Here is a 26,124-nt window from a genome sequence, read left to right on the forward strand (position 1 = left end):
CCGGCATGGCGGTCGAGCCGCCCGGCCAGATCGAGTTCGAGAAGCGCGAGCTGCACTGGGGTGCGGATCAACCGAACCCGGTCAAGAAGGCCGCTGGTCACCCGTTGCCCTTGTTTCTTCGCGGCGCGCCGAGAAGCGCTTCTCCTCTCCGGCGCGGAGCCGGCGGATATTGTCGCGATGCTTCCACAGGATGAGAAGCGTGAAACCGAGCAACATGCCGAAATAGGGTTCGGCGCCCATAAAGGCGGCAGTCATGGGCGCACTGATCGCCGAGCCCAGCCCACCAACCGAGGAAATGCGGGTGATTAGGAACAGCCCCACCCACACCAGCGCGGCGACCAGCGCCGCGACGGGAAGAAGGGCAATCAGGATTCCGAAGAAGGTCGCCACGCCCTTGCCACCCTTGAACTTGAGCCAGACGGGATAGAGATGGCCGACGAAGGCCCCGGTGGCGGCGAAGATTTCGGCGCCATGTTCCATCGGCCCATCGGGAAGGAAGTGGCGGGCAATGAGTACCGCGGCCGCGCCTTTGAGCGCATCGAGGAAGAGGACGGCGGCACCCAGTCCTTTTCCTCCGGCACGCAAGGCATTGGTCGCGCCGATATTGCCCGAGCCGATAGTGCGCAGGTCGCCCTTGCCCAGCATCGCGGCGAGCAGGAGCCCGAAGGGAATCGATCCGAGCAGATAGCCCAGCGCCAGGGCAGGCAGATATTCGGTGACGGCCATGGCAGATTGCCTAGAGCGATGCAGCCGACAGCGCAATGTTGCGGATTGGCCCGCGCATCCCCAAAGCAGGGGGCATGGATGCACCGCTGCTATTTTTCGATTCGGGGATCGGGGGGCTGTCCATTCTCGGCCCGACCCGTGCGCTCCTTCCCCATGCGCCGATCGTCTATGCCGCCGACAATGCCGCCTTTCCCTATGGCACCCGCAGCGAAGGCGAGATTGCCGCGCGCGTTCCCGCGCTTTTGGGGCGGTTGACCGAGCGCGTGCATCCGCGCCTCGTCGTGATCGCCTGCAATACCGCGAGCACCATCGCGCTCGACCATGTGCGCGCCGCGCTCGACATTCCGGTGGTGGGCACTGTTCCGGCGATCAAGCCCGCCGCCGAACGGTCGAAAAGCCGAGTGATCGGCGTGCTGGGCACCGAAGCGACGGTGCGCCAGCCTTATGTCGATGATCTGAGCGCGCAGTTCGCCGAGGATTGCATCGTGCTTCGCCATGGTTCGGCGCAGCTGGTCGAATTGGCCGAACGGCGGCTGGCGGGCGAAGAAGTGAGCGAAGAGGAAGCCGCCGAGGCCGCACGCCCGCTGTTCGAGAAGGAACATGGCGAGAAGATCGACGTGGTGGTGCTGGCCTGCACCCATTTCCCCTTGCTCGCCGACCATCTGGCCAAGGCCTTTCCCGGCACCGACTTCATCGACGGGAGCCAGGGCATCGCCCGGCGCATCGCGCATCTCACTCGCGGGCAGGACTGGCCCGCCGGCGCGCCTTCGGGAAAAGCGATTTTCACCGGCCCTGCGCCCGAGGCGCTGCGGCCCGCGCTGGAACGCTTTGGCCTTACCGAGATGCTCACCCTTTGATAAATTGGGCAAAGCCCTTTAAAGGGCGCCTCGAAAGCGGAAGTAGAGCGACGGGCAGTGGATTATAATTCTATCTTCAAGGCAGCGATCGAGCGCTTGCATGACGAGGGGCGCTATCGCGTCTTCATCGACATCCTGCGCACCAAGGGCGCCTATCCCAATGCGCGTTGCTTTCACGGGCATAACGGCCCCAAGCCGATCACCGTCTGGTGTTCGAACGACTATCTGGGCATGGGCCAGCACGACAAGGTCGTCGAGGCGATGGAAGAGGCGCTGCACAGCGTCGGCGCGGGTTCGGGCGGCACGCGCAACATCGGCGGCAACACCCATCTCCATGTCGAGCTGGAAGAAGAGCTGGCCGATCTGCATGGCAAGGAAGCCGCGCTTCTCTTCACCTCGGGCTATGTCTCGAACGAAGCGGCCTTGTCGACGCTCGGCAAGCTGCTGCCGGGCTGCGTCATCTTTTCGGACGAGCTCAACCATGCCTCGATGATCGCGGGGATCCGCAACTCGGGCTGCGAGAAGCGCGTATTCCGGCACAATGATCTCGAGCATCTCGAGCAGCTGTTGATGGAAGTGCCCGCCGAGACGCCCAAGCTCATTGCTTTCGAGAGCGTCTATTCGATGGACGGCGACATCGCGCCGATCGCCGAGATCTGCGACCTGGCCGACCGATATGGTGCGCTCACCTATCTCGACGAAGTGCATGCCGTGGGCATGTATGGCGCACGTGGCGGCGGAATTTCCGAGCGCGACGGGGTCGCCGACCGGATCACGCTGATCGAAGGCACGCTGGGCAAGGCGTTCGGGGTGATGGGCGGCTATGTCGCGGCCGACAAGACGATCATCGACTGCATCCGCAGCTATGCGCCGGGCTTCATCTTCACCACCTCGCTTTCGCCTGTGCTGGTGGGCGGTGCGCTGGCGAGCGTGCGGCACCTGAAGCAATCCTCCGAGGAGCGCGAAGCGCAGCAGGCGGGCGCGGCGCTCTTGAAGGACAAGTTCCGCACGGCGGGACTGCCGGTAATGCCGAGCGTGACGCATATCGTCCCGCTGCTGGTCGGTTGTCCGGTCAAGGCCAAGCGTATCAGCGACATCCTGCTGGCCGAATATGGCGTCTATGTGCAGCCCATCAATTTTCCCACCGTCCCGCGCGGGACCGAGCGGCTGCGCTTCACGCCGGGGCCGTGCCATAGCGAGCAGATGATGGACCAGCTGGTGAAGGCGCTGGTCGAGATCTGGGGCCGGCTCGACCTCGAACGCGAAGCCGCCGCCTAGACTCCTCGCGAAAGCTGGTCGATCGCCCAGTGGATGCGCTGGCGAAGGCCGCCATTGCCTTGCAGCGATTTGAAGAAGCGGCGTAGCGCCTCGCGCGCCTTGTCGGGCAGCTGGTCCTCCGAGCGGTCGAAGGTCGCCGCCGCGATATCGGCCTTGCCATAGACGAGGAGCAGCATGATTGCCGCGAGCGGATCGTCCTTCCCCTCGGCGATGCGGCTCCACAGGCTCTCGGGATCGCGCAGGAAGACCATGTCGCAAAAGCCGAGCCGTCCCGCACGGATGCCGCCGCCCAGGCTGGCGTCGTCGACGCCATGTGAATTGCGGTAGCGGTAATTCTTGATCCGCCCGATCGCGGCGGGGATGAAGCCATGGCCGCGCATATGCGCGATGACCTCGTCGATCGTGGCCTGGCCTTCGTAGCGGGCGGCGAAGCTGCATTCGACCTCGGCGAGGATGAGCGAATCCCGTAGGATACGCGATGCGCCCTTGAGGATCGCCATTTCACCGCCCTGCACGTCGATCTTGATCGCCTGCGGCTGGCGCGAGCGACCTTCGAGTAGATCGTCTAGGCGGGCCATCGGCGCGGTGAGTTCGCGCACGATCTCGACATGATCGGGCTTTTTCCAGAAGGGCGAGAAGAAATTTCGGTCCGGACGGAGCGTCGAGCTCATCGTTTCGCGGCGCGTGATGTGGAGCGTGGCTTCGCCTTCGCGGTCGCCGAGCAGCGTCTTGTAGATACTCGGATCGTCGGCCCGTTCGTCGAGCGGGTCGAAGCCGATCCGGTCGAGCCAGGGACGAAGTTGGTGCCACCGGCGGTGAAGCCCGCCGACCGAACCCGCATCGACGATGCAGATGCGAAAATCGTCCGGCAGCGCGGCGGCCGGCCCCTTGAGGCTCTTGATCCAGCGATCCGACATGAAACTCCCCTCTTCCCGGCCCGGGCTTCTAGGATAGAATGAGGAGGCTGTCAGCAGGGCTGCGCCAAGGGGAAGCGTGCATTGCAAAAGATTGTCGCCCCGGGCGGGTTCGGGGTGGCGAATCCCCCTTCGCTTCATTAGGAACGGGCCATGCATATCGCCATTTCTTCCGATCATGCCGGACTGGCATTGAAGACCACACTTGTCGAATGGTTGCGCGAACAAGGCCATGAGGTCGATGACCTCGGCCCCGACAGTGCCGAAAGCGTCGATTATCCCGATTATGGCCGCAAGCTTGCCGATCACGTCGCGGCCGGAAAAGCCGAGCGTGGCATTGCCATTTGCGGCTCGGGCATCGGCATTTCGATTGCCGTCAACCGCAACCCCGCCTGCCGCTGCGCGCGGGTGGACGAGCCATTGTCGGCGGTTCTGGCGCGCCAGCACAACGACGCTAATGTCATTGCCATGGGCGAGCGGCTGATCGGCGCCGACATGGCCAAGGCGATCGTCACCGCCTTTCTCGACACTCCCTTCGAAGGCGGTCGCCACCAGCGCCGCGTCGACAAACTCAGCTAGGAACCCGCGTGGCCACTGCCTTTCCCGACATTCGCAGCCGTGATTTCTTCAGCGGCGACCTTCGCCAGGGCGATCCCGACATCGCCGACGCCATCGCCGCCGAGTTGAAGCGGCAGCAGACGCAGATCGAGCTGATCGCGTCGGAAAATATTGTTTCGAAAGCGGTTCTCGAAGCGCAGGGATCGGTGCTGACCAACAAATATGCCGAGGGCTATCCGGGGCGGCGCTATTATCAGGGCTGCGCGCCTTCGGATTCGGTCGAGAGCCTGGCCATCGAGCGGGCCAGGCAACTGTTCGATTGCGCGCATGCCAATGTGCAGCCCCATTCGGGCGCGCAGGCCAATGGTGCGGTGAATCTCGCGCTTCTGCAGCCGGGCGACACGATCATGGGGATGAGCCTCGATGCCGGTGGCCACCTTACCCATGGTGCCAAGCCTGCTCAGTCGGGCAAATGGTTCAATGCCGTCCAATATGGCGTGTGCGAGGACACGCATCTCATCGATTATGACGAGGTCGAGCGGCTGGCGAAGGAGCATCGGCCCAAGCTGATCATCGCGGGCGGGAGCGCCTATCCGCGCCATATCGACTTCGAGCGGTTCCGCGACATTGCGGACGAGGTGGGCGCGATCCTCCATGTGGACATGGCGCATTTCGCGGGGCTCGTTGCGGCGGGCGAGCATCCTTCTCCCCTGCCCCATGCCCATGTGGTGACGACCACGACGCACAAGACGCTGCGCGGGCCGCGCGGGGGGATGATCCTCACCAATGACGATGCGCTGGCGAAGAAGATCAACTCGGCGGTCTTTCCGGGCCTCCAGGGCGGGCCGCTGATGCATGTGATCGCGGCCAAGGCGGTGGCGTTCGGCGAAGCGCTGCAGCCCGAGTTCAAGACCTATAGCCGGGCGGTCATCCGCAATGCGCAGGTGCTGGCGGCGCGGCTGCAGGAGCGGGGCGCGGATCTGGTGGCGGGGGGCACCGACACCCATGTCGCGCTGGTCGATCTGAGGCCGCTGGGCATTACGGGGCGCGATGCCGACGAAGCGCTCGAGCGCGCGGGCATCACCTGCAACAAGAATGGCGTGCCCTTCGATCCGCTGCCGCCGATGAAGACGAGCGGTATTCGCGTCGGCAGCCCGGCAGGCACCACGCGGGGCTTCGGCGAAGAGGAATTCCGCGAGATCGGCGACATGGTGGCGGACGTGCTGCATGGCGTGGCCGCGACCGACGGCCAGGGCGATGCTTCGGTCGAGGCGGCGGTCAAGGCCAAGGTCGAGGCGCTGTGCGCGCGCTTTCCGATCTACGAGGACTGATCCTTGCGTTGCCCTTTCTGCACCAATGACAGCAGCCAGGTGAAGGACAGCCGCCCGTCCGAGGATGGCGCGGCGATCCGGCGGCGGCGGCAGTGCGAAGCGTGCGGCGCGCGTTTCACCACCTTCGAGCGGGTGCAGCTGCGCGATCTCACGGTGGTCAAGAAGGACGGCAAGCGGGAGCCGTTCGAGCAGGCCAAATTGCAGGCGGCGATCCAGCATGCCTGCCGCAAGCGCGACATTTCCGAGGGCGAGATCGAGCGACTGGTCAATTCGATCCAGCGCCAGTTGGAGACGCAGGGCGACGACGTGACCGCCGAGGCGATCGGCGAAGCGGTGATGGAGGGGCTCAAGACGCTCGACAGCGTGGCCTATATACGCTTTGCCAGCGTCTATCGCGACTTCAAAGAAGCGGGCGATTTCGCCGAAATCGCGGGCTCGGTTGACGAGGATGGCTAAACCGCCCGTCATCGTTCTCGTCGAACCGCAGCTGGGCCAGAATATCGGCAAGGCGGCGCGCGCGATGCTCAATTTCGGGCTGACCGAGATGCGGATCGTCAATCCGCGCGACGGATGGCCCAATCCCGAGGCCGGTCCGGCGGCGAGCAAGGCCGATATCGTTCTCGAAAAGGCCGAGGTGTTCGACACCACCGCCGAGGCAGTGGCCGATTGCAGCCAGGTCTATGCATCGACCGTGCGGCGGCGGGACGTCCATGTGCCGGTGGTCGGCCCCGAGGAAATGGCGGACGAGATCCGCCGCTCCGAGGGACGGTCGGCGATCCTGTTTGGGCGCGAGCGGTCGGGTCTTTCGACGGAGGACGTGGCATTGTCGACGCGGATCGTCACGGTGCCGATCAATCCCGAGTTCGGAAGCCTCAACCTTGCCCAGGCGGTGATCCTCCTGGCCTATGAATGGTCGCGCGGAGCCGATCTTGCCCAGCCCACCGTGCGCGAGGAAGAACCCCCTGCCCCGATGGGCGAACTCGAGGGCCTCATTGGCCAGTTCGAGGAATCGCTTGATCGAAAGGGCTATTTCTTCCCGCCCGAGCGCGCGCAGGCGACCCGGCGGACGATCCGAACGCTGATGACCAAGCCCGGCTGGTCGAGCCGTGAAATCAATGCATTGCGCGGGATGCTTCGCACCATCGAAAGCGCGCCCCGCGAGGATTGAGCCTCGCCGTCAGGCGCGGATGCCGTCCCAGCGAGCCAGTTCGTGGGCGATCGAGGTCTCGATCAGATCCTCGTAGAGACGGTCGAGAAGATCGACGTCGAGACCGAGCCGCTCGCCTTCTTCGCGGACCTTCGCTTTCACATCGGCCTTTCGCCATTCGTCGCGCACCGCGGTGCGTTCGGTCTTGATGCGCGCGGCCGCGTCCATATAGCCGAAGCGGCGATGGAGAAGCGCGACGATCCGGCGGTCGATATCATCGACGCCTTCGCGCACCTCGGTCATGGTCTGGCAATCGGCGGGGTCGGTGATATGGCTCATGGCCTGATCCCATGCCAAAGCGCGCGCCGCCCCGCAACGCTTGACCCGCGCCCCCGCCTCGGCTAGTCGCGCGCTCGCAATTGATCCCGCATGTCCGGTGAAGCGGTGATCGCGCCTGGCCCCTGGCCCGGTGGTGCGGTCCGGACATATCTGAAGAAGCAAATTGGAGTATGGAAAATGTCGAAGCGCACCAGCGCCAAGTATAAGCTCGATCGCCGCATGGGCGAAAACGTCTTCGGACGTCCCAAGAGCCCCGTCAACCGCCGCGAATATGGTCCGGGCCAGCATGGCCAGCGCCGCAAGGGCAAGATGTCGGACTTCGGCATCCAGCTGCGCGCCAAGCAGAAGCTCAAGGGCTATTATGGCGACGTGACCGAAAAGCAGTTCAAGCGCACCTTCGTCGAAGCGAGCCGCATGAAGGGCGACGCGGGTCAGAACCTCATCGGCCTGCTCGAGCGCCGTCTCGACATGATCGTCTATCGCGCCAAGTTCGCCCCCACCATCTGGGCGGCGCGCCAGCTGGTCAGCCATGGCCACATCCGCGTCAACGGCGTGAAGTGCAACATCGCCTCGCGTCGCTGCGACGTGAACGACGTCATTTCGCTGGGCGACAAGGCCAAGGAAATGGCGCTGGTCATGGAAGCGCAGAGCCTCGCCGAGCGTGACATTCCCGACTATGTCGTTCCCGACGGCACTGACAAGGTGACCTTCACCCGCGTCCCGACGCTGGACGAAGTTCCTTATCCGGTCCGCATGGAACCGAACCTGGTCGTCGAATTCTACTCGCGCTAATCGGCAGCGAGAAAATGAAAAAGGGCGGTCCCCGACGGGGCCGCCCTTTTTCGTTGGTGAAAGCGCAAGGCGTGGATGGCCGAGCGTCCCGTGGTGGATCTGGCCAGCGGCGCAGGACGGCGATGTCCGCTTGGCGTCGAGGGTCGCAATTGGTATCGGCGCGCCATGAATAAGCCCCCCTTGCCCGAATGGGCCCCTCACCGCTGGATGTGGATCGGATTTCCGAGCCATGCCGACCTGTGGGAAGACGATCTTCCGGAAGCGCAGGCCGAAGTCGCGGCGCTGGCCCGCGCGCTCCATGCCGATGGCAAGGGCGAGGAAATCCGCCTGGTCGCCGCCAATGAGGAAGCGGCCGAAGAGGCCAAGCGCCTCTGCCCCTTCGCTACCGTGACGGTCGAGCCGTTCGGCGACATCTGGCTACGCGATACGGGGCCGGTGATCGTCGGTTCGGGCGATGACAGCCTCGCGCAGGCATTCCGCTTCAATGGCTGGGGCGGCAAATATGAGCTGGAAGGCGATGACGATATTGCCGACCGGCTGGCCAAGGGCAGCGGGCTTCGCTTTGCCAAGGCGGACTGGGTGCTCGAAGGCGGGGCGGTCGATGGCGACGGCAGCGGCACTTTCATCACCACCGAGGAGTGCCTCCTCAATCCCAATCGCAATCCGGACCTCACGCGCGAGGAGATCGAGGAGCGGTTGAAGCGCGACCTCGGTGCGACACGGATCGTGTGGCTGGGCAAGGGTCTCAGGAACGACCATACCGACGGCCATGTCGACAATCTCGCGCGCTTCGTGGCGCCCGGAAAGGTCGCGATCCCCGAGCCCGATGGCGAGGAAGATCCCAACGAGCAGGCCTATGCCGATGCCGCCGAACGGCTCCTCGAGGCCGATCTCGACGTGACCGCCATCCCCGCGCCCGGCAAGGTCGAGCGCGATGGAAAGATCGTGCCGGCAAGCTATATGAACTTCCTGATCGGCAATGCCGCGGTGGTCGTTCCCGTCTATGGTGCAGCCAATGACGATGCCGCGGTGGCGGCGATCACGAGTCTTTTCCCCGATCATGAGGTCGTCGGCCTTCGTGCCGACCATATCCTCACCGGCGGGGGAAGTTTTCACTGTATTTCGCAGCAGGTGCCCGAATGACCAAGCTGACCGTATCCGCTCTCCAGCTCGAACTGGGTGGAAAGATCGACGAGAATATCGCGGCGGTTTCCGAACTGGTGCGCGAAGCGGCGGGCAAGGGCGCGAAGGTCGTGCTGCCGCCCGAACTTTTCGAGGGGCCTTATTTCTGCCGGGTCGAGGACGAGGAGCATTTCGCCACGGCCAAACGCACCGCCGAGCATCCCTCGGTCAAGGCGATGCAGAAGCTGGCCGACGAGCTGGATATCTTCATTCCCACCAGCTTTTTCGAGGCGGACGGGCCACATCATTATAATTCGCTCGCGATGATCGGGCCGGACGGCAAGGTCGCCGGCGTCTATCGCAAGAGCCATATTCCCGACGGGCCCGGATATGAGGAGAAATTCTATTTCCGCCCGGGCAACACGGGGTTCAAGGTTTGGGGCGGGCCAGACGGCACGACGCTGGGCGTCGGCATCTGCTGGGACCAATGGTATCCCGAGACCGCGCGGGCGATGATGCTGATGGGGGCCGACCTGCTTTTCTATCCGACCGCGATCGGTTCGGAGCCGCATGACCCCGACCTCGACACCAGCCGCCTGTGGCGGCGCGCGATGATCGGCCATGCGGTCTCCAACGTGGTTCCGGTGGTCGCCGCCAACCGGATCGGCGACGAATGCGGGCAGAAATTCTACGGCCACAGCTTCATCTGCGACGAGCGGGGCGACATCCTGGCCGAGTTCGGTGCGAAGGAAACGGGCGTGCTGGTTGCCGAGCTCGACCTTCAGGCGGCGAAGAAGCATCGCGCGGCGTTCGGCTTCTTCCGCGACCGCCGTCCCGAACTCTACAAGCGGCTGGTCGAGGATATCTGAGCGATGTGCGCGCCCTTCCAGCTGACGGTCCGCAAGACAGGGTCGGGCTGGTGGCCGCGCTTTTGCTTCACTCTGGTTAGGGATGGGCAGGCGCTCCTGAGCACTTCGCTGCGGCGCGCGCCTTATCTTGCCTCTTGCGAACTTCGCGATGCCGGGGGTGTCCCCGTGGGGCGGCTGGTGCGTGAGCGGGATCTGAAGGGCGGCTCGTTCGAAGTCGAGGATGCGCATGGCGAACTGCTGGCGCGACTCGATCTTCCGCTGGTTCTCGGGGCGGGTCGGCGAGCGCCATTTTTGATGACGGTCGCGGGCGAGGAGGATTGGAGCCTTTCGCCCTCGAGTGCGGGCGATGGCACCACGCTTGCCGATGCGCTGCTCGACCGGGCGTTACGGCTCGAGCATGGAAGCGAGACGATTGCGACCATTTCTCCCGCGCCGAGGCCCGCCGGTGGGCGGCTTGGGGAGCTTCGCGCCCTGTTCCGCAAGGGTGAGGAGCGGTTGGTGGGCGTCTATCGCGCCGAGAGCGAAGCGGGCGAACGGGTCGATGCGCGGGTCATCATGCTCGCGCTGCTTTTCCGCCATCATGACTATGAGGCGATGCGCGCCCTCGATTGATCAGAGGTCGCGGCGGAGGAAGAGGCTGTCAACCCAGCGGTTGCCATGCTGCATCGCCTTTTCCTTGTAGCCCGAGCGCGTGAAGCCGAGCTTTTCCATGAGGCGGATCGAGCCCTTGTTGTCGGGGTCGACATCGGCGACGAGGTGCGGGACGCCGCGCCCGCGCAGATAGTCGATGAGGGTTTCGCCGGCTTCCTGCCCGAGGCCCTGTCCCCATAGGTCGCGGCGCAGGAGGATGCCGAATTCGGGCAGCTTCCATGGGCCGATCTTGCCGACGACCTCGCCGTCCTTTTCGATGATGAAATCATCGCCTGCCACGGGGTCGGCATGGATCATGCTGTCGAGCCAGGCGCGGCTTTCCTCGATCGAGCGGTGTGGCGGAGTGGACCAGTGCGCCATCGTCTCCTTGTCGGTGAAGATGGCGTGGAGCGCGTCGAGATCGTCGGGGCGGGCACGGCGCAGCACGAGCCGGTCGGTGACGAGACGGTCGGCGCGTTCGCCCTTCATCGGGTGGGCCGCGGCCTTCTGCATGGCTTCGAGGAACATCTGGTCGGTGAGCCTGCCGGTATTCTGGTTATAGCGGCTGCAATGATAGCTATCGACGAGGCGCAGGCCGTTCGGCCCCTGGTGCACCGCGCCATGACCGAACTTGGCGCGCGACAGGGTGAGACCCAGGGCGCGGCAGGCCGCGTCATGCGCGATCTTTCCCAGAGCGAGGATCGTCCGGACATTCCTGAGCGACGCCAGCTGCTCTTCGAAGAAAGTGCGGCAGTTCTGGATTTCCTGGCCAGTTGGCTTGTTTTCGGGCGGAAGGCATTTGACCGCATTGATGATGATGGCTCCGTGGAATTGCACGCCATCGTCGATGCGCGAGTCATAGTCGCCGCTCGACAGACCTAGCGTGCGGAGCGTGTCGAACAGGAGGTCGCCCGCATAGTCGCCGGTGAAGGGGCGGCCCGTGCGGTTGGCACCATGCTTACCCGGAGCGAGGCCGACGATCGCGAGCTGGGCCTTCGGATCGCCGAAGGCGGGCACGGGGGCGTTGTACCAGCCCGGATGCTCGGCCCGGCACGCCATGCGGTAATCCACGAGGCGCGGACACAGGGGGCAATCGCGCGGCGGTTCGCTTCCCGGCAGCGGCGAGAGGTCGGCAGGGCTTACATCATGCATGCGATGGGCTTAAGCGGGCGCCATGACGAGGGCAACACGCAAGGCCGCGCATCTCTATGCGATCGGCATCGGATCCAATCGGCGGCACATCGCTTATGGCCGTCCCACCGCGGTGGTCGAAGGTGCGATCGCCGCGCTCGACGGCGAATTCTCGCTATTCGATGCCTCCCCTATCCTCACCAACCCGGCGATGGGCGGCGCGGGGCGCGACTTCGCCAATGCCGCGGCGATCATCGAAAGCACGCTCGAACCTGATGCGATGCTGCGCGCGTTGAAAGCGATCGAGCGCAGGTTCGGGCGGCGTGCCGGGCGGCGCTGGGGCGAGCGGGTACTCGATCTCGACATTCTTGCATGGAGCGGGGGGCGCTATGCGGCGCGGGGATTGACCATTCCCCATCCGGGGCTCGCGTCGCGTCCCTTCGCGCTGGTGCCGCTGGCGACGATCGCTCCCAGGTGGAAAGTGGCGGGGCCACTGACGCTGGCGCAGATGGAATATCGGCTGCGCCGCGCGATGCCGGAAAAAAAGCCAGACAGTGCTTGATGAGGGCGGCAAGCCCCGCTAACGACGCCCACGGCTGGTGAGGGCCGTTAGCTCAGTTGGTAGAGCAACTGACTTTTAATCAGTAGGTCGCTGGTTCGAGCCCAGCACGGCTCACCAGCCAATTTTTCCCATCAATCGCGGATCAGAGGCGTCCCTTGGGGCTGCCCTGGCGCACGACGCCGATCGACCAATAGTCGCGGGGCTGCAAGGGATCGCCCTTGCGCGCGGTAAAGAGCGCGGTCCGCCGACCGAAGTCAATGGTAAGCGAACCGAAGGAGCGCAGCACGTCCATCCCGAGGATGATCGCGGGACGCTTGCTCATGCCCAGCCGGTCGAAGGGTTCGTTGAGGGCGAAGGCCACCGGGAAAGTATCGAACTGCATCTTGCCGATGCGCACATTTTCGATCTGGCCGTAGCGGATCGGCACGAGATCGCCCGTGACGGTGAGCATGTTGAGATGGAGGAATTCGGCGAATTCGCGCTCCGAAATGCGTTCGCGAAGCGCCTGGTTGCCGATGGTGATGCTGCTGCCGGTGTCGATCACCACCCCGAGTTTGCGGCGGCCATATTCGGCTTCGGAGATGATCATCCGGCCGTCGCGCTCCTTGAGAATGACGCCCATCGCCTTGCGGTCGCGGGCCTTGCGCTTGGGGCTGGGCATCAGCTGCATCTGCCCTGCCTCGAAATCGAAGCGGACCATCTGGCCGTCGAGCCGGTCGATCCCGATAATGCCGTCGCTGCCCAGCGCGGCCTTGCGGAAGGCCAGCAGGGCGACGCTCGACAATTGGCGGTCGGAAAAGGTGAGATCGTCCACCGTCACCGAGGGGACGATGCGTTCGCCCGCAAAGCTGATGACGCGGTGCGGCTGGCCTCGCTCGAGCCCCATCTCGCTCGCCAGCTCGGCGGAGATGGCGCTATGCTCGGCACCGGTATCGACCATGAAGCGAAGCTCCCGTTCACCCATGGTGACGGGGACGGTCATGCGCTCCTGCCGGTCGCGCTCGAACAGGACCGGAACCTGCTCTTCCGCCAGATCCAGCGGGCCGGCGCGGCTCGGCGGTGGAGTGGTGGGCGAGTAGGAAGGAAGCGCCAGCATGAGCGTTGCCATCAGGGCCGGAGCCAGCATGTGCATCGCGCCTCTCCTTCCCCTTCAGCCTAAGCATTTGGAGACAAAAGGCAAATTTCATTCCGCCACTGGTCCAGATCGGATCGGTTCCTCTCTGCAACGTAAAGGAACTGGTAACGCCCTCCATGTAAGGTCCGAAGCAAAGGAAGGCGCGAGACCCCCCCGCACCTGTCGATTTGTTGAGGCCGCACTATGGAATTGGACCGCCAGGACGTCGAAACGACAGTCTATTCCCTGACCTCCGATGTCCCTGCCGACGCAGGCGCCGACCGCCGCAAGGGCGTGCGACACATGACCCTGTTTCGCGTGGGATCGATCCTAGTCGATGGACAGAGGGAATTGTGCCTTATCAAGAATATCAGCGCGGGCGGCATGAAGATGCGCGCCTATCGCTCGCTGGAAGTCGGTGCCGAGCTGACCGTCGAACTCAAGTGCGGTCAGCATGTCGATGGGACGGTGAGCTGGGTCGAGGGCGATAATGTCGGCGTGGCTTTCGATAAGAGCATCGATGTCATTGACATCCTCTCCCACTCGATGGAAGGCCCGCGCCCGCGCATGCCGCGCGTCGAGATCAACTGCCCGGTCGTCGTGCATATCGGCGGCAAGCGGCACGAAGCGATCGGGGTGGATGTCAGCCAGGGCGGGATCAAGCTCGATGTGGCACCGCGCCCGGCGATCAACGAGGATATCGTCGTCACGCTTCCCGGCATGACGCCAGTGGCGGGCGTGGTGAAATGGGCCGAGGACGATTTTGTCGGCGTGACCTTCAACAGCCTCATGCCGCTGAGCGGGCTGGTGAGCTGGCTCGGCGAACAGCGCGAGACGCTTCGCAAGGCTGGCTAAGCCTTCTACCTACTTCAATGTCGTCGGAATGCACGGCGTCGACGACGCCGCCCTGCCCTAGCGCTTGAGCGGTTCGATCGGGTCGCTCCACACCCAGTTTTCGGCAGCGCGCCGTTCGGCGGGCGTCAGGTCGCCATTGCGGATCGGCGGGCGCTGGAAGCGCGGTTCGATGCGCGGCTTGGGGCGCGGGACGTGGCGGAGCAGTTCGTCGGGATGCAGGCTGGTCGCGAAGGCGATGCCTGCCCGGTTGTTGTTGACCCAGGCGATGCGGCCCGGCGCCTTGATCGCGCCCTTGCGGAAGATGAGTTCGCTGCCCTCCACGGGGAGCCCCTCGCCTTCGACTAACGCGCCTTCGGCGGAGAGATTGCGCAGCTTCACGTCGCGGGTCGTTCCCGACAGCTCAAGCTGTGCGGTCATCAGGACCTGGCTGCGCTGCTGGCGCCGATTCTGGTTCGGATTACTCTCGTCCATGCCCTGACGATTAAGGGAAAGGGGTAAATTCTTGCTTAAAGGTGGCCCCTCGCCTCACTCTCCGGCGCGGAAAAGCAGCATCATATTGTTCGATGGCATCAGCCGCCTTTCGGCAAAGGAAAGGCCGTGTTTTTCGGCCAGTTCGGCCAGGCTTTCGACCGTCCGCAGGCCCCAGCGGGGATCGCGGGCCTTGAGGCTTTGGTCGAAGGCGAGATTGCTGGGCGCGGTCTCCACATCGGCGGCAAGCCAGGGGCCGTAGAAAATGAGCGGCGCGCCCTTGGGCAGCAGGCGGGCGGCACCACCTACCAGCCCTTCGGTCGCTGACCAGGGGCTGATGTGCGCCATGTTCACCGAGAGAATCGCGTCGGCATGATCGATGCCCCAGTCGCGCTTCGATGCGTCGATCTCGATCGGCGGCAGGAGATTTTCCGGACCCTCGGCACGCCATGCCGCGATCGATCGCAGCGCGGCGGGATCGACATCGCTCGGCTGCCAATCGAGAGCGGGAAAGCGGCGCGAGAAAGCGAGGGCATGTTCGCCCGTCCCGCTCGACAGTTCGAGGACGAGGCCTTTTTCGGGGAGCCAGTCCTCCAGCACGTCGCCGATGAAGCCGACATTGCGCGCCGCCGCGGGAGCCTCGCGCTTGTCGGCATCGCCAAGGTCGCTCATTTCATAGGGAGGGATGGGATCAGCCACGGCGAATCTTCTTTCTACCACGAAGGAGCATCCAGAGGAGAAGCCCGGCCGGGCCCGCCATCAGCGTCAAGGCGAGGACAGGCACCTGCGCGAGGCGCGAGAAACCGCGCTGGTCGGCTTCGCGGGCGATCCACAGGCCGACGAACAGGTCGAAGGCGAGATAGTGGGTCCAGCCGATGACGATGCCCGCGTCGCTGGCGAACAAAGCGCGGATATCAGCGATCGAGCCGAAGCCGCCTTCTCCCAGCCCATCGGTCAAAAGGAGGCCGGCGAAAGCGGCGGCATAGATGGCCGACAGCAGCGTGACCCCGAGATAGAGGATCGTCGAATGGAGCAAGGGCCCGCGCCGGGCGACGAAAAGCAGCCCCCAGCCGATGAGCGCGATGATGTTGACCGCGCCGAACAGCAGGCCCCAATCCATCAGCCGCCTCCGTATTTGGCGCCGAGGCCGGTCGAGCTGCCGTCGGGTGCCGGGGTCTTGTAGGCGAGCACGGGCTGACGCGCCGCGAGGGTTTCGTCGAGGCGCCGCCTCGGTGCATAGAGCGGCGCCTGCTTGAGCGTTTCGTCGCCTTCGCGCGCGCGCTTCGCGACATGGCGGAAGGCCGTGATGAACTGGTCGAGGCCATCGCGCGACTCGGTTTCGGTGGGTTCGACCAGCATCGCGCCATGGACGACCAGCGGGAAATACATGGTCATCGGATGGAAGCCCTCGTCGATGAGGCCCTTGGCGAGATCGAGGGTTGAAAGTCCCTCGGCAAAGCCGCGGTCGGAGAAGATCGCTTCGTGCATGCACGGCCCCGAATGGGCGTAGGGCGCATCGAGCAGATCCTCCATGCGGCGAAGGACATAATTGGCGTTGAGCACCGCGTCCTCGGCGACCTGCTTCAAGCCGTCGGCGCCATGGCTGAGCATATAAGCGAGCGCGCGGGTGAACATGCCCATCTGGCCGTGGAAGGCGACCATCCGTCCGAAGCTGTCGCTGTCGCCGGCATTTTCCTCTTCGACCAGCTCATAGCCGTCGCCCGACTTGCGCACGTAAGGCAGCGGGGCATAAGGCGCGACCGCTTCCGACAGCACCACCGGGCCCGCGCCCGGGCCGCCACCACCATGCGGGGTGGAGAAGGTCTTGTGCAGGTTGATGTGCATTGCGTCGATGCCGAGGTCGCCGGGCCGCACGCGGCCGACGATGGCGTTGAAGTTCGCGCCGTCGCAATAGACGAGCGCGCCCGCCGTATGCACCGCGTCCGAAATCGCCTTCATGTCGGGTTCGAACAGGCCGCAGGTGTTGGGATTGGTGATCATCACCGCCGCGACATCGGGGCCGAGCCGCGCCTTCAAGGCATCGAGATCGACGCGGCCCGCGTCATTGGCGGGGATATTTTCCACGCGATAGCCGCAGAAGGCCGCAGTAGCGGGATTGGTGCCATGCGCGCTTTCGGGGACGAGCACGACTTTGCGGGCATCTCCCCTCGCCTCGAGCGCGGCGCGGATGCACAGAAGGCCGCACAGTTCGCCATGTGCGCCTGCCTTGGGGCTCATCGCGACGCTGTGCATGCCGGTGAGCTTGATCAGCCAGTCTCCCAGCTTCTCGATACATTCGAGCGCGCCCTGCACCGTATCGACCGGCTGGAGCGGGTGGACATCGGCAAAGCCCGGGAGCCGCGCCACTTTCTCGTTGAGCCGCGGGTTGTGCTTCATCGTGCACGAACCCAGCGGGAAGACGCCGAGGTCGATGCCGTAATTCTGGCGGGAGAGGCGGGTGTAGTGGCGCACTGCCTGGGGCTCCGAAAGGCCCGGAAGATCGACGCTGCCGCGTTCGAGCCCCCCCAGACGGGTGGGCGCATTGCCCGCCGGATCGATGTCGACGCCGCACTGGTCGGTGGCGCCGATTTCGAAGAGCAGCGGCTCCTCGAGCATGAGGGCGCGGTTGCCGGTCACGGTTTCCACGTCATGGCCTTCTGCCACTTCGGGGCTTTTGGGCGCCCAGCCGGAAGGATTGTTCGCCATCAGATGACCTCCCCAAGCGCGCCTTCGAGGGCGTCGATATCCTCGTCGGTGACCGTTTCGGTGACTGCGACGACGAGGCCTTTGTGCAATTCGTCATGGTCGGGATAGAGACGGCCCAGCGAAATGCCGCCGAGCACGCCCTTGTCGGCCATTGCGCGGACCGCGGGGCGGGCCTCGACCGGCAGTTCGAGCGTGAATTCGTTGAAGAAGCTTTCGTTGACGAGGCTGACGCCCGGCAAGGCCGAGAGCCGGTCGGCCACCGTCACTGCCCGGGCATGGTTGCGCGCAGCGAGATCGCCGAGACCCTTGCCTCCGAGCAAGCTGAGATGGATCGAGAAGGCCAGCGCGCAAAGCCCTGAATTAGTGCAGATATTGCTGGTCGCCTTTTCGCGGCGGATATGCTGTTCGCGGGTCGAAAGGGTGAGCACGAAGCCGCGCTTGCCCTCTGCGTCCACCGTCTGGCCGGCGAGCCTGCCGGGCATCTGCCGGACATATTTTTCCTTGCAGGCGAAGAGGCCGACATAGGGACCGCCGAACTGGAGGCCGACGCCGAGCGACTGCCCCTCGCCCACCACGATGTCGGCGCCCATTTCGCCCGGCGACTTGATGAGGCCCAGAGCGACGGGCTCGGTGTTGACGACGATGAGCAGCGACTTGTTGGCCTGGCAGGCCTCGGCGAGCGCGGTGAAATCGTCGATCCGCCCGAGGATGTCGGGATATTGGACAACGACGCAGCTGGTATCGCCGTCGATCGCGTCGATGAGCGCCTTCGTATCGGTGCCGGCTTCGAGGCGCGGAGCCGAGGTAACGAGCTGGTCGCGGGTGAAGCGCGCCATCGTTTCGGCGACCGAGACATAATGGGGATGCAGGCCCGAGGAGAGCAATGCCTTGCCGCGCCGGGTGATGCGTCGCGCCATCACGATCGCCTCCCAGCAGGCGGTCGAGCCGTCATACATCGAGGCATTGGCGATTTCGCAGCCGTAGAGCCTTGCCACCTGGGTCTGGAATTCGAACAGCATCTGCAGCGTGCCCTGCGCGATTTCGGGCTGGTAGGGCGTGTAGGCGGTCAGAAATTCGCCGCGCTGGATCAGATGGTCGACGCTGGCGGGGACATGGTGGCGATAGGCCCCTGCCCCGAGGAAGAAAGGCGTGTCGCCCGCAGCCAGATTCTTGTCCGCCATCCGGCGCATTTCGCGTTCGACCGCCATTTCGGTGGCGTGCATCGGCAGGTCGCGGATCGGGCCGTCGAGACGGGCCTCGGCGGGGACATCGACGAACAGGTCATCGATGCTCTTCGCACCGATGACGTCGAGCATGTCTCGGCGGTCCGCATCGGACAGCGGCAGGTAGCGCATCAATCAGCTTTCCTCATGGTAAAACGCAGGCGGACATAGTCGGCCTCGTCGCTGCCGAAGCGGTCGGCAACCGAAGCGGTGAAATCGGGACGTTCGGCCTCAGGCATGCCGATCTCGTCGAGCCATCCCGAACGGAAGGTGCGGATCCAGCCTTCGACGCCATGGTCGAGCGGCGTCGGTCGGTCGAACAGATGGGCGTCGATCTCGACGAACCCGGCGCGCGAATAGACCGCCGCCAGCCCCGCGGGGGAAGGATACCAGTTGGATGCGCCCTCGCCGATCGCATAGCCGCGCGCCTCGGCTTCGCTTTCGATCGCGCCGAGGAGGTGAGCAAGATTGCCCATACCGCCCATTTCGCCGACGAATCGCGCGCCGGGGCGCAGCGCGCGGTAGATGGCGTCGGCGGCCCCGTCGCGGTCCTTGATCCAGTGGAGCGCGGCGTTGGAGAAAGCCGCGTTGAAGCGGTTTTCATAGTCCATCTCGGCAGCGCCCACCTGTTCGACATCCAGCCCGCGCGTGCGGGCGGCGGCGACCATCTCGGCGCTGGGATCGATGCCGAGAACCTTCGCGCCCGCAGCGGCGATCTGCGCGGTGAGCGCTCCGTCGCCGCAGCCCACGTCGAGGATCTCCTCGCCGGACTGCGGGTCGAGAAGCTCGAGCACCGCCGCACCCAGACGGGGCACGAACGCACCGTCGCGGGCATAATCCGCCGCTTTCCAATGGGGCTGGGAGGGCGGCGTCATGGTCAGAGCGTTTCGCACCAGGCGCGATAGGCGGCTTCGTCCATCATGCCATCGAGTTCGCCCTGGTTGGCGAGCTTCATCTTGAAGAACCAGCCCTCGCCTTCGGGATCCTCGTTGACGAGGCCCGGATTGTCGGCGAGCGCTTCATTGCCTTCGAGAACCTCGCCCGATGCCGGGGCATAGACGTCCGAAGCAGCCTTCACCGATTCGACCACCGCGGCGTCATCGCCTTTCGAAAGGTCGCGGCCTGCTTCGGGGGTTTCGGCAAAGACGATGTCACCGAGCGCTTCGGCGGCGTGCTTCGAGATGCCCACGACGGCGACATCGCCATCGACGCGAAGCCATTCATGTTCCTTGGTGAAGTAAAGGCTCATTTCCTATTTCCCCTGTTTGCGGTGGTAGCGGTGCGGCACGAAAGGCATCGGCGTGACCTCGGCCGAGAAGAGCTTGCCGCGCTGTTCGACCTTGAGATGGGTTCCGGCTTGCGAAAGAGGTGCGGCGACATAGCCCATCGCGATCGGCCGACCGAGCGACGGTGAATGGCCGCCCGAAGTGATCCTGCCCACTTCATTGCCTTCGTCATCGAGGATTTCCGCGCCTTCGCGAACCGGCTGGCGCCCTTCGACCAGAATGCCGACGCGGCAGGCAGCGGGACCGTCGGCCAGTTCGGCCATGATCCGCCGGTCGCCCGCGAAACCGCCTTCTTCGCGGCGGCGCTTTCCGATCGCAAAATTCAGTCCCGCCATCACCGGCGTGACTTCCTCGTCGAGGTCGTGGCCGTAGAGCGGGAGGCCCGCTTCGAGGCGAAGCGAATCGCGCGCGCCCAGCCCCACCGGGCGGACGCGTTCGTCAGCGACGAGCGCATCGGCGATGGTTGCCGCATCTTCGTTGGCCATCGAGATTTCAAAGCCGTCCTCGCCGGTATAGCCCGAGCGACTGACCCAGGCTTCGACGCCCGCGATCCGGCAATGCATTCCCTGCATGAAGGACAGGTCCGCGACCTCTGGAGCGAGCGCGGCGAGAACGTCGGCGGCCCGCGGTCCCTGCAGAGCAAGGAGCGCCTGGCCCGTCATGTGCGTGAGGCGAATTTCGTCGGAAAGGCGCGCCTTCAGGTTCTCGATGTCGCCTGCCTTGGTCGCGCCATTGACGACCAGGTAGAAATGATCGCCCCTGCGGGTGACCATCAGATCGTCGATAATCCCGCCTTCCTCGTTGAGCAGCATCGAATAGCGTAGCCGCCCGTCCATCAGGATGGCGAAATCGCCGGGCATCAGCCGTTCGAGCGCGGCATCCACGTTGTCGCCTTCGAGCAGGATCTGCCCCATGTGACTGACGTCGAAGAGGCCCGCATGTTCGCGGGTCCACAGATGTTCGGCGATGATACCTTCATATTGGACGGGCATCATATATCCCGCGAATGGCACCATGCGGGCGCCCTGCGCCTTGTGCCATTCGTCGAGGGGAAGAAGTTCGGCTTGTGTCAACGGCGCGCTCCAAAAGGGTCGAGGCGAAGGCGAAATGCCGTCGCTCCACCCCCAGTCTGTCGTTGTGGCCTGAGAGCTTCTCCCGGGTGAGAACCGGGCATACCCCTTCGGCGGTCCCTTTGCGGAACGCTTTCCAGACTGTCAGGCGCGTACGGTCCTTTTGCCTGAGAGATTCCGGGGGCGGTTGCTCCTTCGGCGGCCCGGCATGGCCTGGCACTCTCCCGTACGGCCGCCCGGCCCCGATTCCCGGTGCCGGTGACAGCCTCCGCATTGCCCCCCGTGCGCGCGCGCTGTCAATGCGCCATCCGCCAGGGGAACGGTGAAATGTTAGCGCGTGACGTTGTAGCGCAGCTGGTCGGGGCTGAGCTGGAAGCCGACGAGCTGTTCGAAGGTGGCGCGCGCGACCGCATCCCGGACCGAGGGGATGGTCAGCGGATCGACCGCGGCATCGACATCCCCGGGCTTGCGGCGGCGGGTAAGTTCGGCGCGGACCTCGGGCGGGAGAGTGACGGCGGCGAGATCGACGCGGATCGTCGCGGTCGCCGAGGTCTGGGTACGAAGCGCACCTGCCGGGAAGTCGAGCACGACCTGGCCGACCCGCTTGGCGACGACGCTTTCGCCGCCCTGCATCGCGACATTGAAGGTCGGCAGCACTACCTGGCGGGCGGGACCCGCGTCGCGGCGCGAAGCGACCACGTCGAAGGTGGCGGTCGAGGCGACGATGCCCTCGCCTTCCGAGCAGGTGCCGCGCAGGTTGGTGATCGTCGCCGAGACGTCGATCGCGTCGGCCGAGCGGCTGTCGGCGGGGTTGAAGAGCGTGATGTCGCCGGTGCCCGCGGGGATGGCGACCTGCGGGCAGGCCGAGCGCGCCGTATAGATGCCGCCATTGCCGATCTGCCCTTCGCGCGAACAGGCAGCAAGAAGGGTGGCAAGGAGAATGGGAGCAAGTGTACGGCGCATAAGGCGTGGACCTCTTTGGAAAAGAATTTGCGCCATCCATAGGAAGCGCCTTCAAACCCTGCAAGCAATCGCTTACATCAGGCGGCAAATGAACAAGCCTCCATTGCATATTCTCATTGCCGCTCCGCGCGGCTTCTGTGCTGGCGTCGACCGGGCGATCAAGATCGTCGAACTGGCGCTCGAGCGTTATGGCCCGCCCGTCTATGTGCGCCACGAGATCGTCCACAACCGTTTCGTGGTCGACCGCCTGCGCGGTCTGGGCGCGGTATTCGTCGAGGAACTGGATGCGGTTCCCGAAGGGCGGCCCGTCGTCTTTTCGGCCCATGGGGTTCCCAAGGCGGTGCCCGACAAGGCCGAGGCGCGCGGGCTCGACTATGTCGACGCGACCTGCCCCCTGGTCAGCAAGGTGCATCGCCAGGCAGAGCGGATGGTCGAGAAGGGTCGGCACATCCTGTTCATCGGTCATGCCGGGCATCCCGAGGTGATCGGCACCTTCGGACAGGTCCCCGGGGGCTGCATGCAACTGATCGAGACCGAGGAGGATGCGCGCACGGTGAGCGTCAAGGAAGGCGCCGAGCTCGGCTTCCTCACCCAGACCACCCTGTCGGTCGACGACACCGCGGCGATCATCGAGATCTTGAAAGAGCGTTTCCCGCAGATCGAGAGCCCGCGCGGCGAGGACATCTGCTATGCGACCTCGAACCGGCAGGCCGCGGTCAAGGCGATCGCGCCGCAGGTCGAACGGATGCTGGTGATCGGCGCACCCAACAGTTCGAACAGCCGCCGCCTTGCCGAAGTGGCCGAGCGGCTGGGTGTTCCTGCGCGCCTGATCGAGCGCGGCGCGGATATCGACTGGGATTGGCTGGGCACGCCCGCCAAGGTCGGTATCACCGCCGGTGCCTCTGCACCCGAAGTGCTGGTCCGCGAAGTGGTCGATGCGCTGGGCGAGCGGTTCGAACTGACCGAGGAAGAAGCCGAGCATGAGCCCGAGGGCATGACCTTCAAGCTTCCCCGCCAACTGGTTGCCTGACGATTTGATGCTTCCCAAGGTCGCGATTTTCACCGACGGCGCCTGCAAGGGCAATCCGGGGCCCGGTGGCTGGGGCGCGATCCTGCGCTGGAACGGCGAGGAGCGCGAACTGTCCGGGGGCGAGCGCGATAGCACCAACAATCGCATGGAGTTGATGGCGGCGATCGCCGCGCTTGAGGCGCTCAAGAAGCCCTGCGCGGTCGATCTCACCACCGACAGCGTCTATGTGCGCGACGGCATCACCAAGTGGATCCACGGCTGGCGCCGCAACGGCTGGAAGACCGCCGCGAAGAAGCCCGTCAAGAATGCCGAACTGTGGCAGCGGCTTGCCGATGCGGCCGAGCGGCATGAGATCAACTGGCATTGGGTGAAGGGCCATGCCGGCCATCCCGAGAATGAGCGGGCCGACCAGCTTGCCTGCGCCGAAGCGGAGAAGCTGCGCTAGCGCGAGCGGCGCGGCTTGAAGTCGGCCGCGGTCACGCCTTCGAGCAGCGGATCAAGGGGTTCGCCGCGGATGAGCGCCGAGCAGAGCAGCGAATAGGCCGGAGCGGTCTGGATGCCCATGCCCCCCTGCCCCACGCACCAGAAGAAGCCTTCCGCGCGATCGTCGAATCCGAAGACCATGCCGTCGCCCGGTGCGAATGTGCGCAGCCCCGACCAGCGCCGCTCGACCGCTTCGACCGGCCAGTCGATGGCATTCTGGAATCGGTCGATCGCGGTGGCGATGTCGAGTTCCTCGGGAGCGCTGTCGCAGGGCTGGCTTGGGGTCTGGTCGAGCGGGCAGACCCAGACGCTATTGTCCCCTTCGCCCTTGAAATAGAAGCTTTCGTGGAGGTCGGTGACGAAGGGCGTGTCGCGAAGGCCGGTCTTGCCGATCCGCAGCTGGACCACGCTGCGTCGTCTGGGTTCGAGGCCGAGCGGCTCCACGCCCGCGCGCGCGGCAATGATGTCGCCCCATGCGCCTGCCGCATTGACGAGCAGGGGCGCGCAATAGTCGCCCTGTGACGTTCGGACGATCCAGCTACCCTCGCTGCGGTTCGCTTCCAGCAATTCGGCGTCGGTGACGACTTGGCCACCGCCTTGGCGAAAGGCCTTGAGGCAAGCGGCGTGGAAGGCCGCGACGTCGATGTCGGCGCAGCTTTCCTCCCACCAGCCTCCGGTCCACTGGTCGCGCAGCCCTTCGATCTTCCCGTCGAGCTCGGCGCGCGACAGGCGGCGCGGGGCATCGGCGCCTTCGAGCGAGCCGGTGGCCGGAAAATCCTCTCCGCACGGGCCGGTGAGATGGATCGCGCCGCGCGTGCGCAGGAGCGGCACCTCGGCGCCCGGCCAGCCCTGTTCGAACAGGGGCCTGGAGGCGAGGCTCAAGCGGCGTTCGGGCGAATCGCCTCCGAGGCTGGCCTGCCAGAAAGCCGCCGAGCGGCCCGTCGCGTGCATTCCGCAATGCTCTTCGCGTTCGAGGAGGACGACCGTCATTCCGGCGGCGACGAGGCGCGCGCCGAGGCTGGCCCCGGCGATGCCGCCGCCCGCGATGATGGCGTCAAGATCGGAAACTGCAGTCATGCGCAGGCTTGGTTACGGTTTGGAAAGCCTCGCCGTCTACACCCAAGATCATGATGAATGCGATGCTAACCGATTTTCTGACCGGTGCGCTGGCCCTGATCCTGATCTGGGCGGCCTGGCGCGACACCCGGACCTTCACCATCGAGAACCGCCTGGTCGTGATCGTGGCGCTGATGGCGCCGCTTTTCTGGTGGTCGGTCGGGCTGCCTGTCTGGCCCGATGCGATGATGCGGATCGGGATCGCGCTGCTCGTCTTCTTCGTCCTGTTCGGCGCCTTTGCCGTCGGGATGATGGGCGGAGGCGACGTCAAACTGGCCGCGGCACTGGCGCTCTGGTTTTCGCCGGTCGGCAATCTGAGGTTCCTCGTCATCATGTCGATCGCGGGCGGGATTCTCACCCTAATCTACTGGGCGCGGCACAAATCCTTGAAAAAGGAAGGGAAAGTCAAAGTACCTTATGGCGTCGCCATCGCCATCGGCGCGCTTTGGAACCTCGCCCAACGTTTTTTTAACCAATTTGCCGGATGACTAGGCAGCATTGAGGGGACCCACCTGGGGAGGCGATAACGCCATGAATGGAAAAAAGATTCTGCTGCTCGTAGGAGCATTGGTCATTGCGGCGGTCGCCGCGGTCATGGCCAAAAACATTTTCGCGGGGGCGGGAGCCCAGCAGGCCAACGCTGCGCCGGTCATGCCGGCGGGGCCCAAGGTCCTGGTGGCAAAGAAGCCTCTTCCGGTCGGCACGATCATCGATGCCGAAGCCCTGAGCTACCAGGCATGGCCCAAGGAACTCGTCCAGGGTGCCTATTTCACCGAGGGTAGCGAAGGCGCCAACGCCTCCGACATGATCGGCAAGGTCGTGCGCACCGCCATCTCGGCCGGTCAGCCGATCACGCGCGGTTCGCTCGTCGGTCCCGAAGATCGTGGCTTTCTCGCCGCGGCGCTCGGCCCGGGCATGCGCGCCATTACGGTTCCGGTTTCGGCTACCTCGGGGGTCGCGGGCTTCGTCTTTCCGGGTGACCGGGTCGACATGGTCCTGACGCAGGAAGTCGCGAGCGACGCGGGTCCCACCCTCAAGGTGTCGGAAACGATCGTCCGCAACCTGCGCGTGCTCGCCACCGACCAGCGCACTTCGGAAGCCAAGGATGAATCGGGCAAGGTCCAGGTCATCCAGTCGTCGACCGTGACGATCGAAGTCACGCCGAAGATCGCCGAGAAGATCGCGGTTGCCCAGTCGATCGGCCAGCTGAGCCTCGCTCTGCGCTCGATCGCCGACAATACCGCCGAACTCGAACGTGCCATTGCCAGCGGTGAAGTCGATATCGCCGATGCGGCCAATCCCGACGAAGAGCGTCGCATGCTCCTCGCCGTGGCGAACCGGCCGGTCGATACCAACCCGACCTTCACCACCGGCGGCCAGGTCTCGCGCTTTCAGCGTTCCAGCCTGCCGCCCGTCGCCGCCGCACCGGCCGCTTCGTCAGCCCCCACTGCGGGCGAGGGCCCTGCTTCGGCAGCCCCCGTCTATGCCTCGGGCCCGTCGGTCCGCATCGCGCGCGGCAACAATGTCACCGTCGTTCCTGTGGGAGCTCGCTAA

At 65.0% G+C, this 26,124-nt stretch carries 31 protein-coding genes, 1 tRNA gene, 1 pseudogene and 2 riboswitches; of the genes and pseudogenes, 17 read left to right on the top strand and 16 right to left on the bottom strand.

Annotated features, from left to right (window positions below; all coding sequences use genetic code 11):
- Positions 1-81 precede the first annotated feature (81 nt).
- Complete coding sequence (plsY, locus tag FHS50_RS04855; RefSeq protein ID WP_183933229.1) at positions 82-726, bottom strand: glycerol-3-phosphate 1-O-acyltransferase PlsY; 645 nt, start codon at positions 724-726, stop codon at positions 82-84.
- 74 nt (positions 727-800) lie between these two features.
- Here plsY and murI point away from each other — a divergent pair, with 74 nt between their 5' ends.
- Positions 801-1,583, top strand: coding sequence for a glutamate racemase (gene murI, locus FHS50_RS04860; protein WP_183933230.1), 783 nt, complete (start codon positions 801-803; stop codon positions 1,581-1,583).
- Between the two features lie 57 nt (positions 1,584-1,640).
- The gene (gene hemA, locus FHS50_RS04865) at positions 1,641-2,861 is read left to right on the top strand and encodes a 5-aminolevulinate synthase (RefSeq protein ID WP_183933231.1); all 1,221 of its coding nucleotides are present in this window, start codon (positions 1,641-1,643) and stop codon (positions 2,859-2,861) included.
- Here the strand turns inward: hemA and FHS50_RS04870 are convergent.
- Entirely contained in the window at positions 2,858-3,778 is a 921-nt protein-coding gene (locus tag FHS50_RS04870) for an FkbM family methyltransferase (protein WP_183933232.1), read from the bottom strand. The genes hemA and FHS50_RS04870 overlap by 4 nt on opposite strands.
- A gap of 150 nt (positions 3,779-3,928) precedes the next feature.
- Here FHS50_RS04870 and rpiB point away from each other — a divergent pair, with 150 nt between their 5' ends.
- From rpiB to FHS50_RS04890, 4 genes are read left to right on the top strand one after another with little or no spacing between them, the layout of a single operon-like run.
- Complete coding sequence (gene rpiB, locus FHS50_RS04875; protein ID WP_183933233.1) at positions 3,929-4,354, top strand: ribose 5-phosphate isomerase B; 426 nt, start codon at positions 3,929-3,931, stop codon at positions 4,352-4,354.
- Between the two features lie 29 nt (positions 4,355-4,383).
- Positions 4,384-5,664: a serine hydroxymethyltransferase gene (glyA, locus tag FHS50_RS04880; RefSeq protein WP_265569281.1), complete on the top strand. Its 1,281-nt coding sequence runs from the start codon at positions 4,384-4,386 to the stop codon at positions 5,662-5,664.
- 3 nt (positions 5,665-5,667) lie between these two features.
- Positions 5,668-6,120 carry a transcriptional regulator NrdR gene (gene nrdR / locus FHS50_RS04885; protein WP_183933235.1) on the top strand — a complete coding sequence of 151 codons (453 nt, stop codon included), beginning with the start codon at positions 5,668-5,670 and terminating at the stop codon, positions 6,118-6,120.
- Positions 6,113-6,832 (top strand): RNA methyltransferase, encoded by a 720-nt coding sequence (locus tag FHS50_RS04890; protein ID WP_183933236.1) that lies wholly within the window; start codon positions 6,113-6,115, stop codon positions 6,830-6,832. Before nrdR ends, FHS50_RS04890 begins: the two co-directional genes overlap by 8 nt.
- Positions 6,833-6,841: 9 nt before the next feature.
- Here the strand turns inward: FHS50_RS04890 and FHS50_RS04895 are convergent, their stop codons facing one another.
- On the bottom strand, positions 6,842-7,150 hold the full coding sequence (locus FHS50_RS04895; protein WP_183933237.1) for a chorismate mutase: 309 nt from the start codon (positions 7,148-7,150) through the stop codon (positions 6,842-6,844).
- A gap of 177 nt (positions 7,151-7,327) precedes the next feature.
- Between FHS50_RS04895 and rpsD the strand changes: the two genes are divergently transcribed.
- The 4 genes from rpsD (at position 7,328) to FHS50_RS04915 (ending at position 10,545) form a co-directional block, all read left to right on the top strand.
- Positions 7,328-7,942: a 30S ribosomal protein S4 gene (rpsD, locus tag FHS50_RS04900; RefSeq protein ID WP_183933238.1), complete on the top strand. Its 615-nt coding sequence runs from the start codon at positions 7,328-7,330 to the stop codon at positions 7,940-7,942.
- Positions 7,943-8,107: 165 nt separating this feature from the next.
- Complete coding sequence (locus FHS50_RS04905) at positions 8,108-9,085, top strand: agmatine deiminase family protein (protein WP_183933239.1); 978 nt, start codon at positions 8,108-8,110, stop codon at positions 9,083-9,085.
- Positions 9,082-9,933 carry an N-carbamoylputrescine amidase gene (gene aguB, locus FHS50_RS04910; protein ID WP_183933240.1) on the top strand — a complete coding sequence of 284 codons (852 nt, stop codon included), beginning with the start codon at positions 9,082-9,084 and terminating at the stop codon, positions 9,931-9,933. The genes FHS50_RS04905 and aguB overlap by 4 nt, the downstream gene beginning before the upstream one ends.
- Positions 9,934-9,936: 3 nt before the next feature.
- The gene (locus FHS50_RS04915; protein WP_183933241.1) at positions 9,937-10,545 is read left to right on the top strand and encodes a hypothetical protein; all 609 of its coding nucleotides are present in this window, start codon (positions 9,937-9,939) and stop codon (positions 10,543-10,545) included.
- Here the strand turns inward: FHS50_RS04915 and FHS50_RS10685 are convergent, their stop codons facing one another.
- Together FHS50_RS10685 and FHS50_RS10690 are read right to left on the bottom strand one after the other, a co-directional pair.
- Positions 10,546-11,076 carry a GNAT family N-acetyltransferase gene (locus tag FHS50_RS10685; RefSeq protein ID WP_407696061.1) on the bottom strand — a complete coding sequence of 177 codons (531 nt, stop codon included), beginning with the start codon at positions 11,074-11,076 and terminating at the stop codon, positions 10,546-10,548. It abuts the gene before it with no gap.
- Positions 11,059-11,715, bottom strand: a pseudogene (locus FHS50_RS10690) (uracil-DNA glycosylase); the annotation flags it as partial. The pseudogene FHS50_RS10690 and the gene FHS50_RS10685, both read right to left, overlap by 18 nt.
- Positions 11,716-11,737: 22 nt before the next feature.
- On the opposite strand from FHS50_RS10690, the gene folK reads away from it, so the two are divergent.
- Entirely contained in the window at positions 11,738-12,256 is a 519-nt protein-coding gene (gene folK, locus FHS50_RS04925; protein WP_183933243.1) for a 2-amino-4-hydroxy-6-hydroxymethyldihydropteridine diphosphokinase, read from the top strand.
- A 41-nt stretch (positions 12,257-12,297) separates the two neighbouring features.
- Positions 12,298-12,373, top strand: a tRNA-Lys gene (locus FHS50_RS04930).
- Between the two features lie 25 nt (positions 12,374-12,398).
- Here the strand turns inward: FHS50_RS04930 and FHS50_RS04935 are convergent.
- Positions 12,399-13,388, bottom strand: a complete 990-nt coding sequence (locus FHS50_RS04935; protein ID WP_183933244.1) for an aspartyl protease family protein — start codon at positions 13,386-13,388, stop codon at positions 12,399-12,401.
- 186 nt (positions 13,389-13,574) lie between these two features.
- On the opposite strand from FHS50_RS04935, the gene FHS50_RS04940 reads away from it, so the two are divergent.
- Entirely contained in the window at positions 13,575-14,225 is a 651-nt protein-coding gene (locus FHS50_RS04940; protein WP_183933245.1) for a PilZ domain-containing protein, read from the top strand.
- Between the two features lie 57 nt (positions 14,226-14,282).
- Here the strand turns inward: FHS50_RS04940 and FHS50_RS04945 are convergent, their stop codons facing one another.
- From FHS50_RS04945 to FHS50_RS04985, 9 genes are all read right to left on the bottom strand, one after another.
- Complete coding sequence (locus FHS50_RS04945) at positions 14,283-14,696, bottom strand: PilZ domain-containing protein (RefSeq protein WP_183933246.1); 414 nt, start codon at positions 14,694-14,696, stop codon at positions 14,283-14,285.
- 54 nt (positions 14,697-14,750) lie between these two features.
- Positions 14,751-15,392, bottom strand: coding sequence for a DUF938 domain-containing protein (locus tag FHS50_RS04950; protein ID WP_322597110.1), 642 nt, complete (start codon positions 15,390-15,392; stop codon positions 14,751-14,753).
- Positions 15,385-15,813, bottom strand: coding sequence for an ABA4-like family protein (locus FHS50_RS04955; protein WP_183933247.1), 429 nt, complete (start codon positions 15,811-15,813; stop codon positions 15,385-15,387). The genes FHS50_RS04950 and FHS50_RS04955 overlap by 8 nt, the downstream gene beginning before the upstream one ends.
- Positions 15,813-17,399 (bottom strand): aminomethyl-transferring glycine dehydrogenase subunit GcvPB, encoded by a 1,587-nt coding sequence (gene gcvPB / locus FHS50_RS04960; RefSeq protein ID WP_183933248.1) that lies wholly within the window; start codon positions 17,397-17,399, stop codon positions 15,813-15,815. The genes FHS50_RS04955 and gcvPB overlap by 1 nt, the downstream gene beginning before the upstream one ends.
- Positions 17,399-18,754, bottom strand: coding sequence for an aminomethyl-transferring glycine dehydrogenase subunit GcvPA (gene gcvPA, locus FHS50_RS04965; RefSeq protein ID WP_183933249.1), 1,356 nt, complete (start codon positions 18,752-18,754; stop codon positions 17,399-17,401). Before gcvPA ends, gcvPB begins: the two co-directional genes overlap by 1 nt.
- Positions 18,754-19,497: a class I SAM-dependent methyltransferase gene (locus FHS50_RS04970; RefSeq protein ID WP_246332953.1), complete on the bottom strand. Its 744-nt coding sequence runs from the start codon at positions 19,495-19,497 to the stop codon at positions 18,754-18,756. Before FHS50_RS04970 ends, gcvPA begins: the two co-directional genes overlap by 1 nt.
- Positions 19,498-19,499: 2 nt before the next feature.
- The gene (gene gcvH, locus FHS50_RS04975; protein ID WP_183933250.1) at positions 19,500-19,871 is read right to left on the bottom strand and encodes a glycine cleavage system protein GcvH; all 372 of its coding nucleotides are present in this window, start codon (positions 19,869-19,871) and stop codon (positions 19,500-19,502) included.
- 3 nt (positions 19,872-19,874) lie between these two features.
- Positions 19,875-20,981, bottom strand: coding sequence for a glycine cleavage system aminomethyltransferase GcvT (gene gcvT, locus FHS50_RS04980; RefSeq protein ID WP_265569085.1), 1,107 nt, complete (start codon positions 20,979-20,981; stop codon positions 19,875-19,877).
- A gap of 52 nt (positions 20,982-21,033) precedes the next feature.
- Positions 21,034-21,122, bottom strand: a riboswitch (glycine riboswitch).
- 1 nt (position 21,123) lies between these two features.
- Positions 21,124-21,215: riboswitch (glycine riboswitch) on the bottom strand.
- A gap of 93 nt (positions 21,216-21,308) precedes the next feature.
- Complete coding sequence (locus FHS50_RS04985; protein ID WP_183933251.1) at positions 21,309-21,941, bottom strand: hypothetical protein; 633 nt, start codon at positions 21,939-21,941, stop codon at positions 21,309-21,311.
- A gap of 88 nt (positions 21,942-22,029) precedes the next feature.
- Here FHS50_RS04985 and ispH point away from each other — a divergent pair, with 88 nt between their 5' ends.
- Together ispH and rnhA are read left to right on the top strand one after the other, a co-directional pair.
- Entirely contained in the window at positions 22,030-22,971 is a 942-nt protein-coding gene (gene ispH, locus FHS50_RS04990; RefSeq protein WP_183933252.1) for a 4-hydroxy-3-methylbut-2-enyl diphosphate reductase, read from the top strand.
- Positions 22,972-22,978: 7 nt separating this feature from the next.
- Positions 22,979-23,416: a ribonuclease HI gene (gene rnhA, locus FHS50_RS04995; RefSeq protein ID WP_183933253.1), complete on the top strand. Its 438-nt coding sequence runs from the start codon at positions 22,979-22,981 to the stop codon at positions 23,414-23,416.
- Here the strand turns inward: rnhA and FHS50_RS05000 are convergent.
- Entirely contained in the window at positions 23,413-24,531 is a 1,119-nt protein-coding gene (locus FHS50_RS05000) for an NAD(P)/FAD-dependent oxidoreductase (RefSeq protein WP_183933254.1), read from the bottom strand. The two genes, rnhA and FHS50_RS05000, sit on opposite strands and share 4 nt — an antisense overlap.
- 50 nt (positions 24,532-24,581) lie before the next feature.
- Between FHS50_RS05000 and FHS50_RS05005 the strand changes: the two genes are divergently transcribed.
- Together FHS50_RS05005 and cpaB are read left to right on the top strand one after the other, a co-directional pair.
- Entirely contained in the window at positions 24,582-25,058 is a 477-nt protein-coding gene (locus FHS50_RS05005; protein ID WP_183933255.1) for an A24 family peptidase, read from the top strand.
- Positions 25,059-25,101: 43 nt separating this feature from the next.
- Positions 25,102-26,124: a Flp pilus assembly protein CpaB gene (cpaB, locus tag FHS50_RS05010; RefSeq protein WP_183933256.1), complete on the top strand. Its 1,023-nt coding sequence runs from the start codon at positions 25,102-25,104 to the stop codon at positions 26,122-26,124.

It is taken from the genome of Sphingomicrobium lutaoense (genome assembly GCF_014195685.1).
In the GTDB taxonomy this organism is placed as follows: Bacteria; Pseudomonadota; Alphaproteobacteria; order Sphingomonadales; family Sphingomonadaceae; genus Sphingomicrobium; species Sphingomicrobium lutaoense.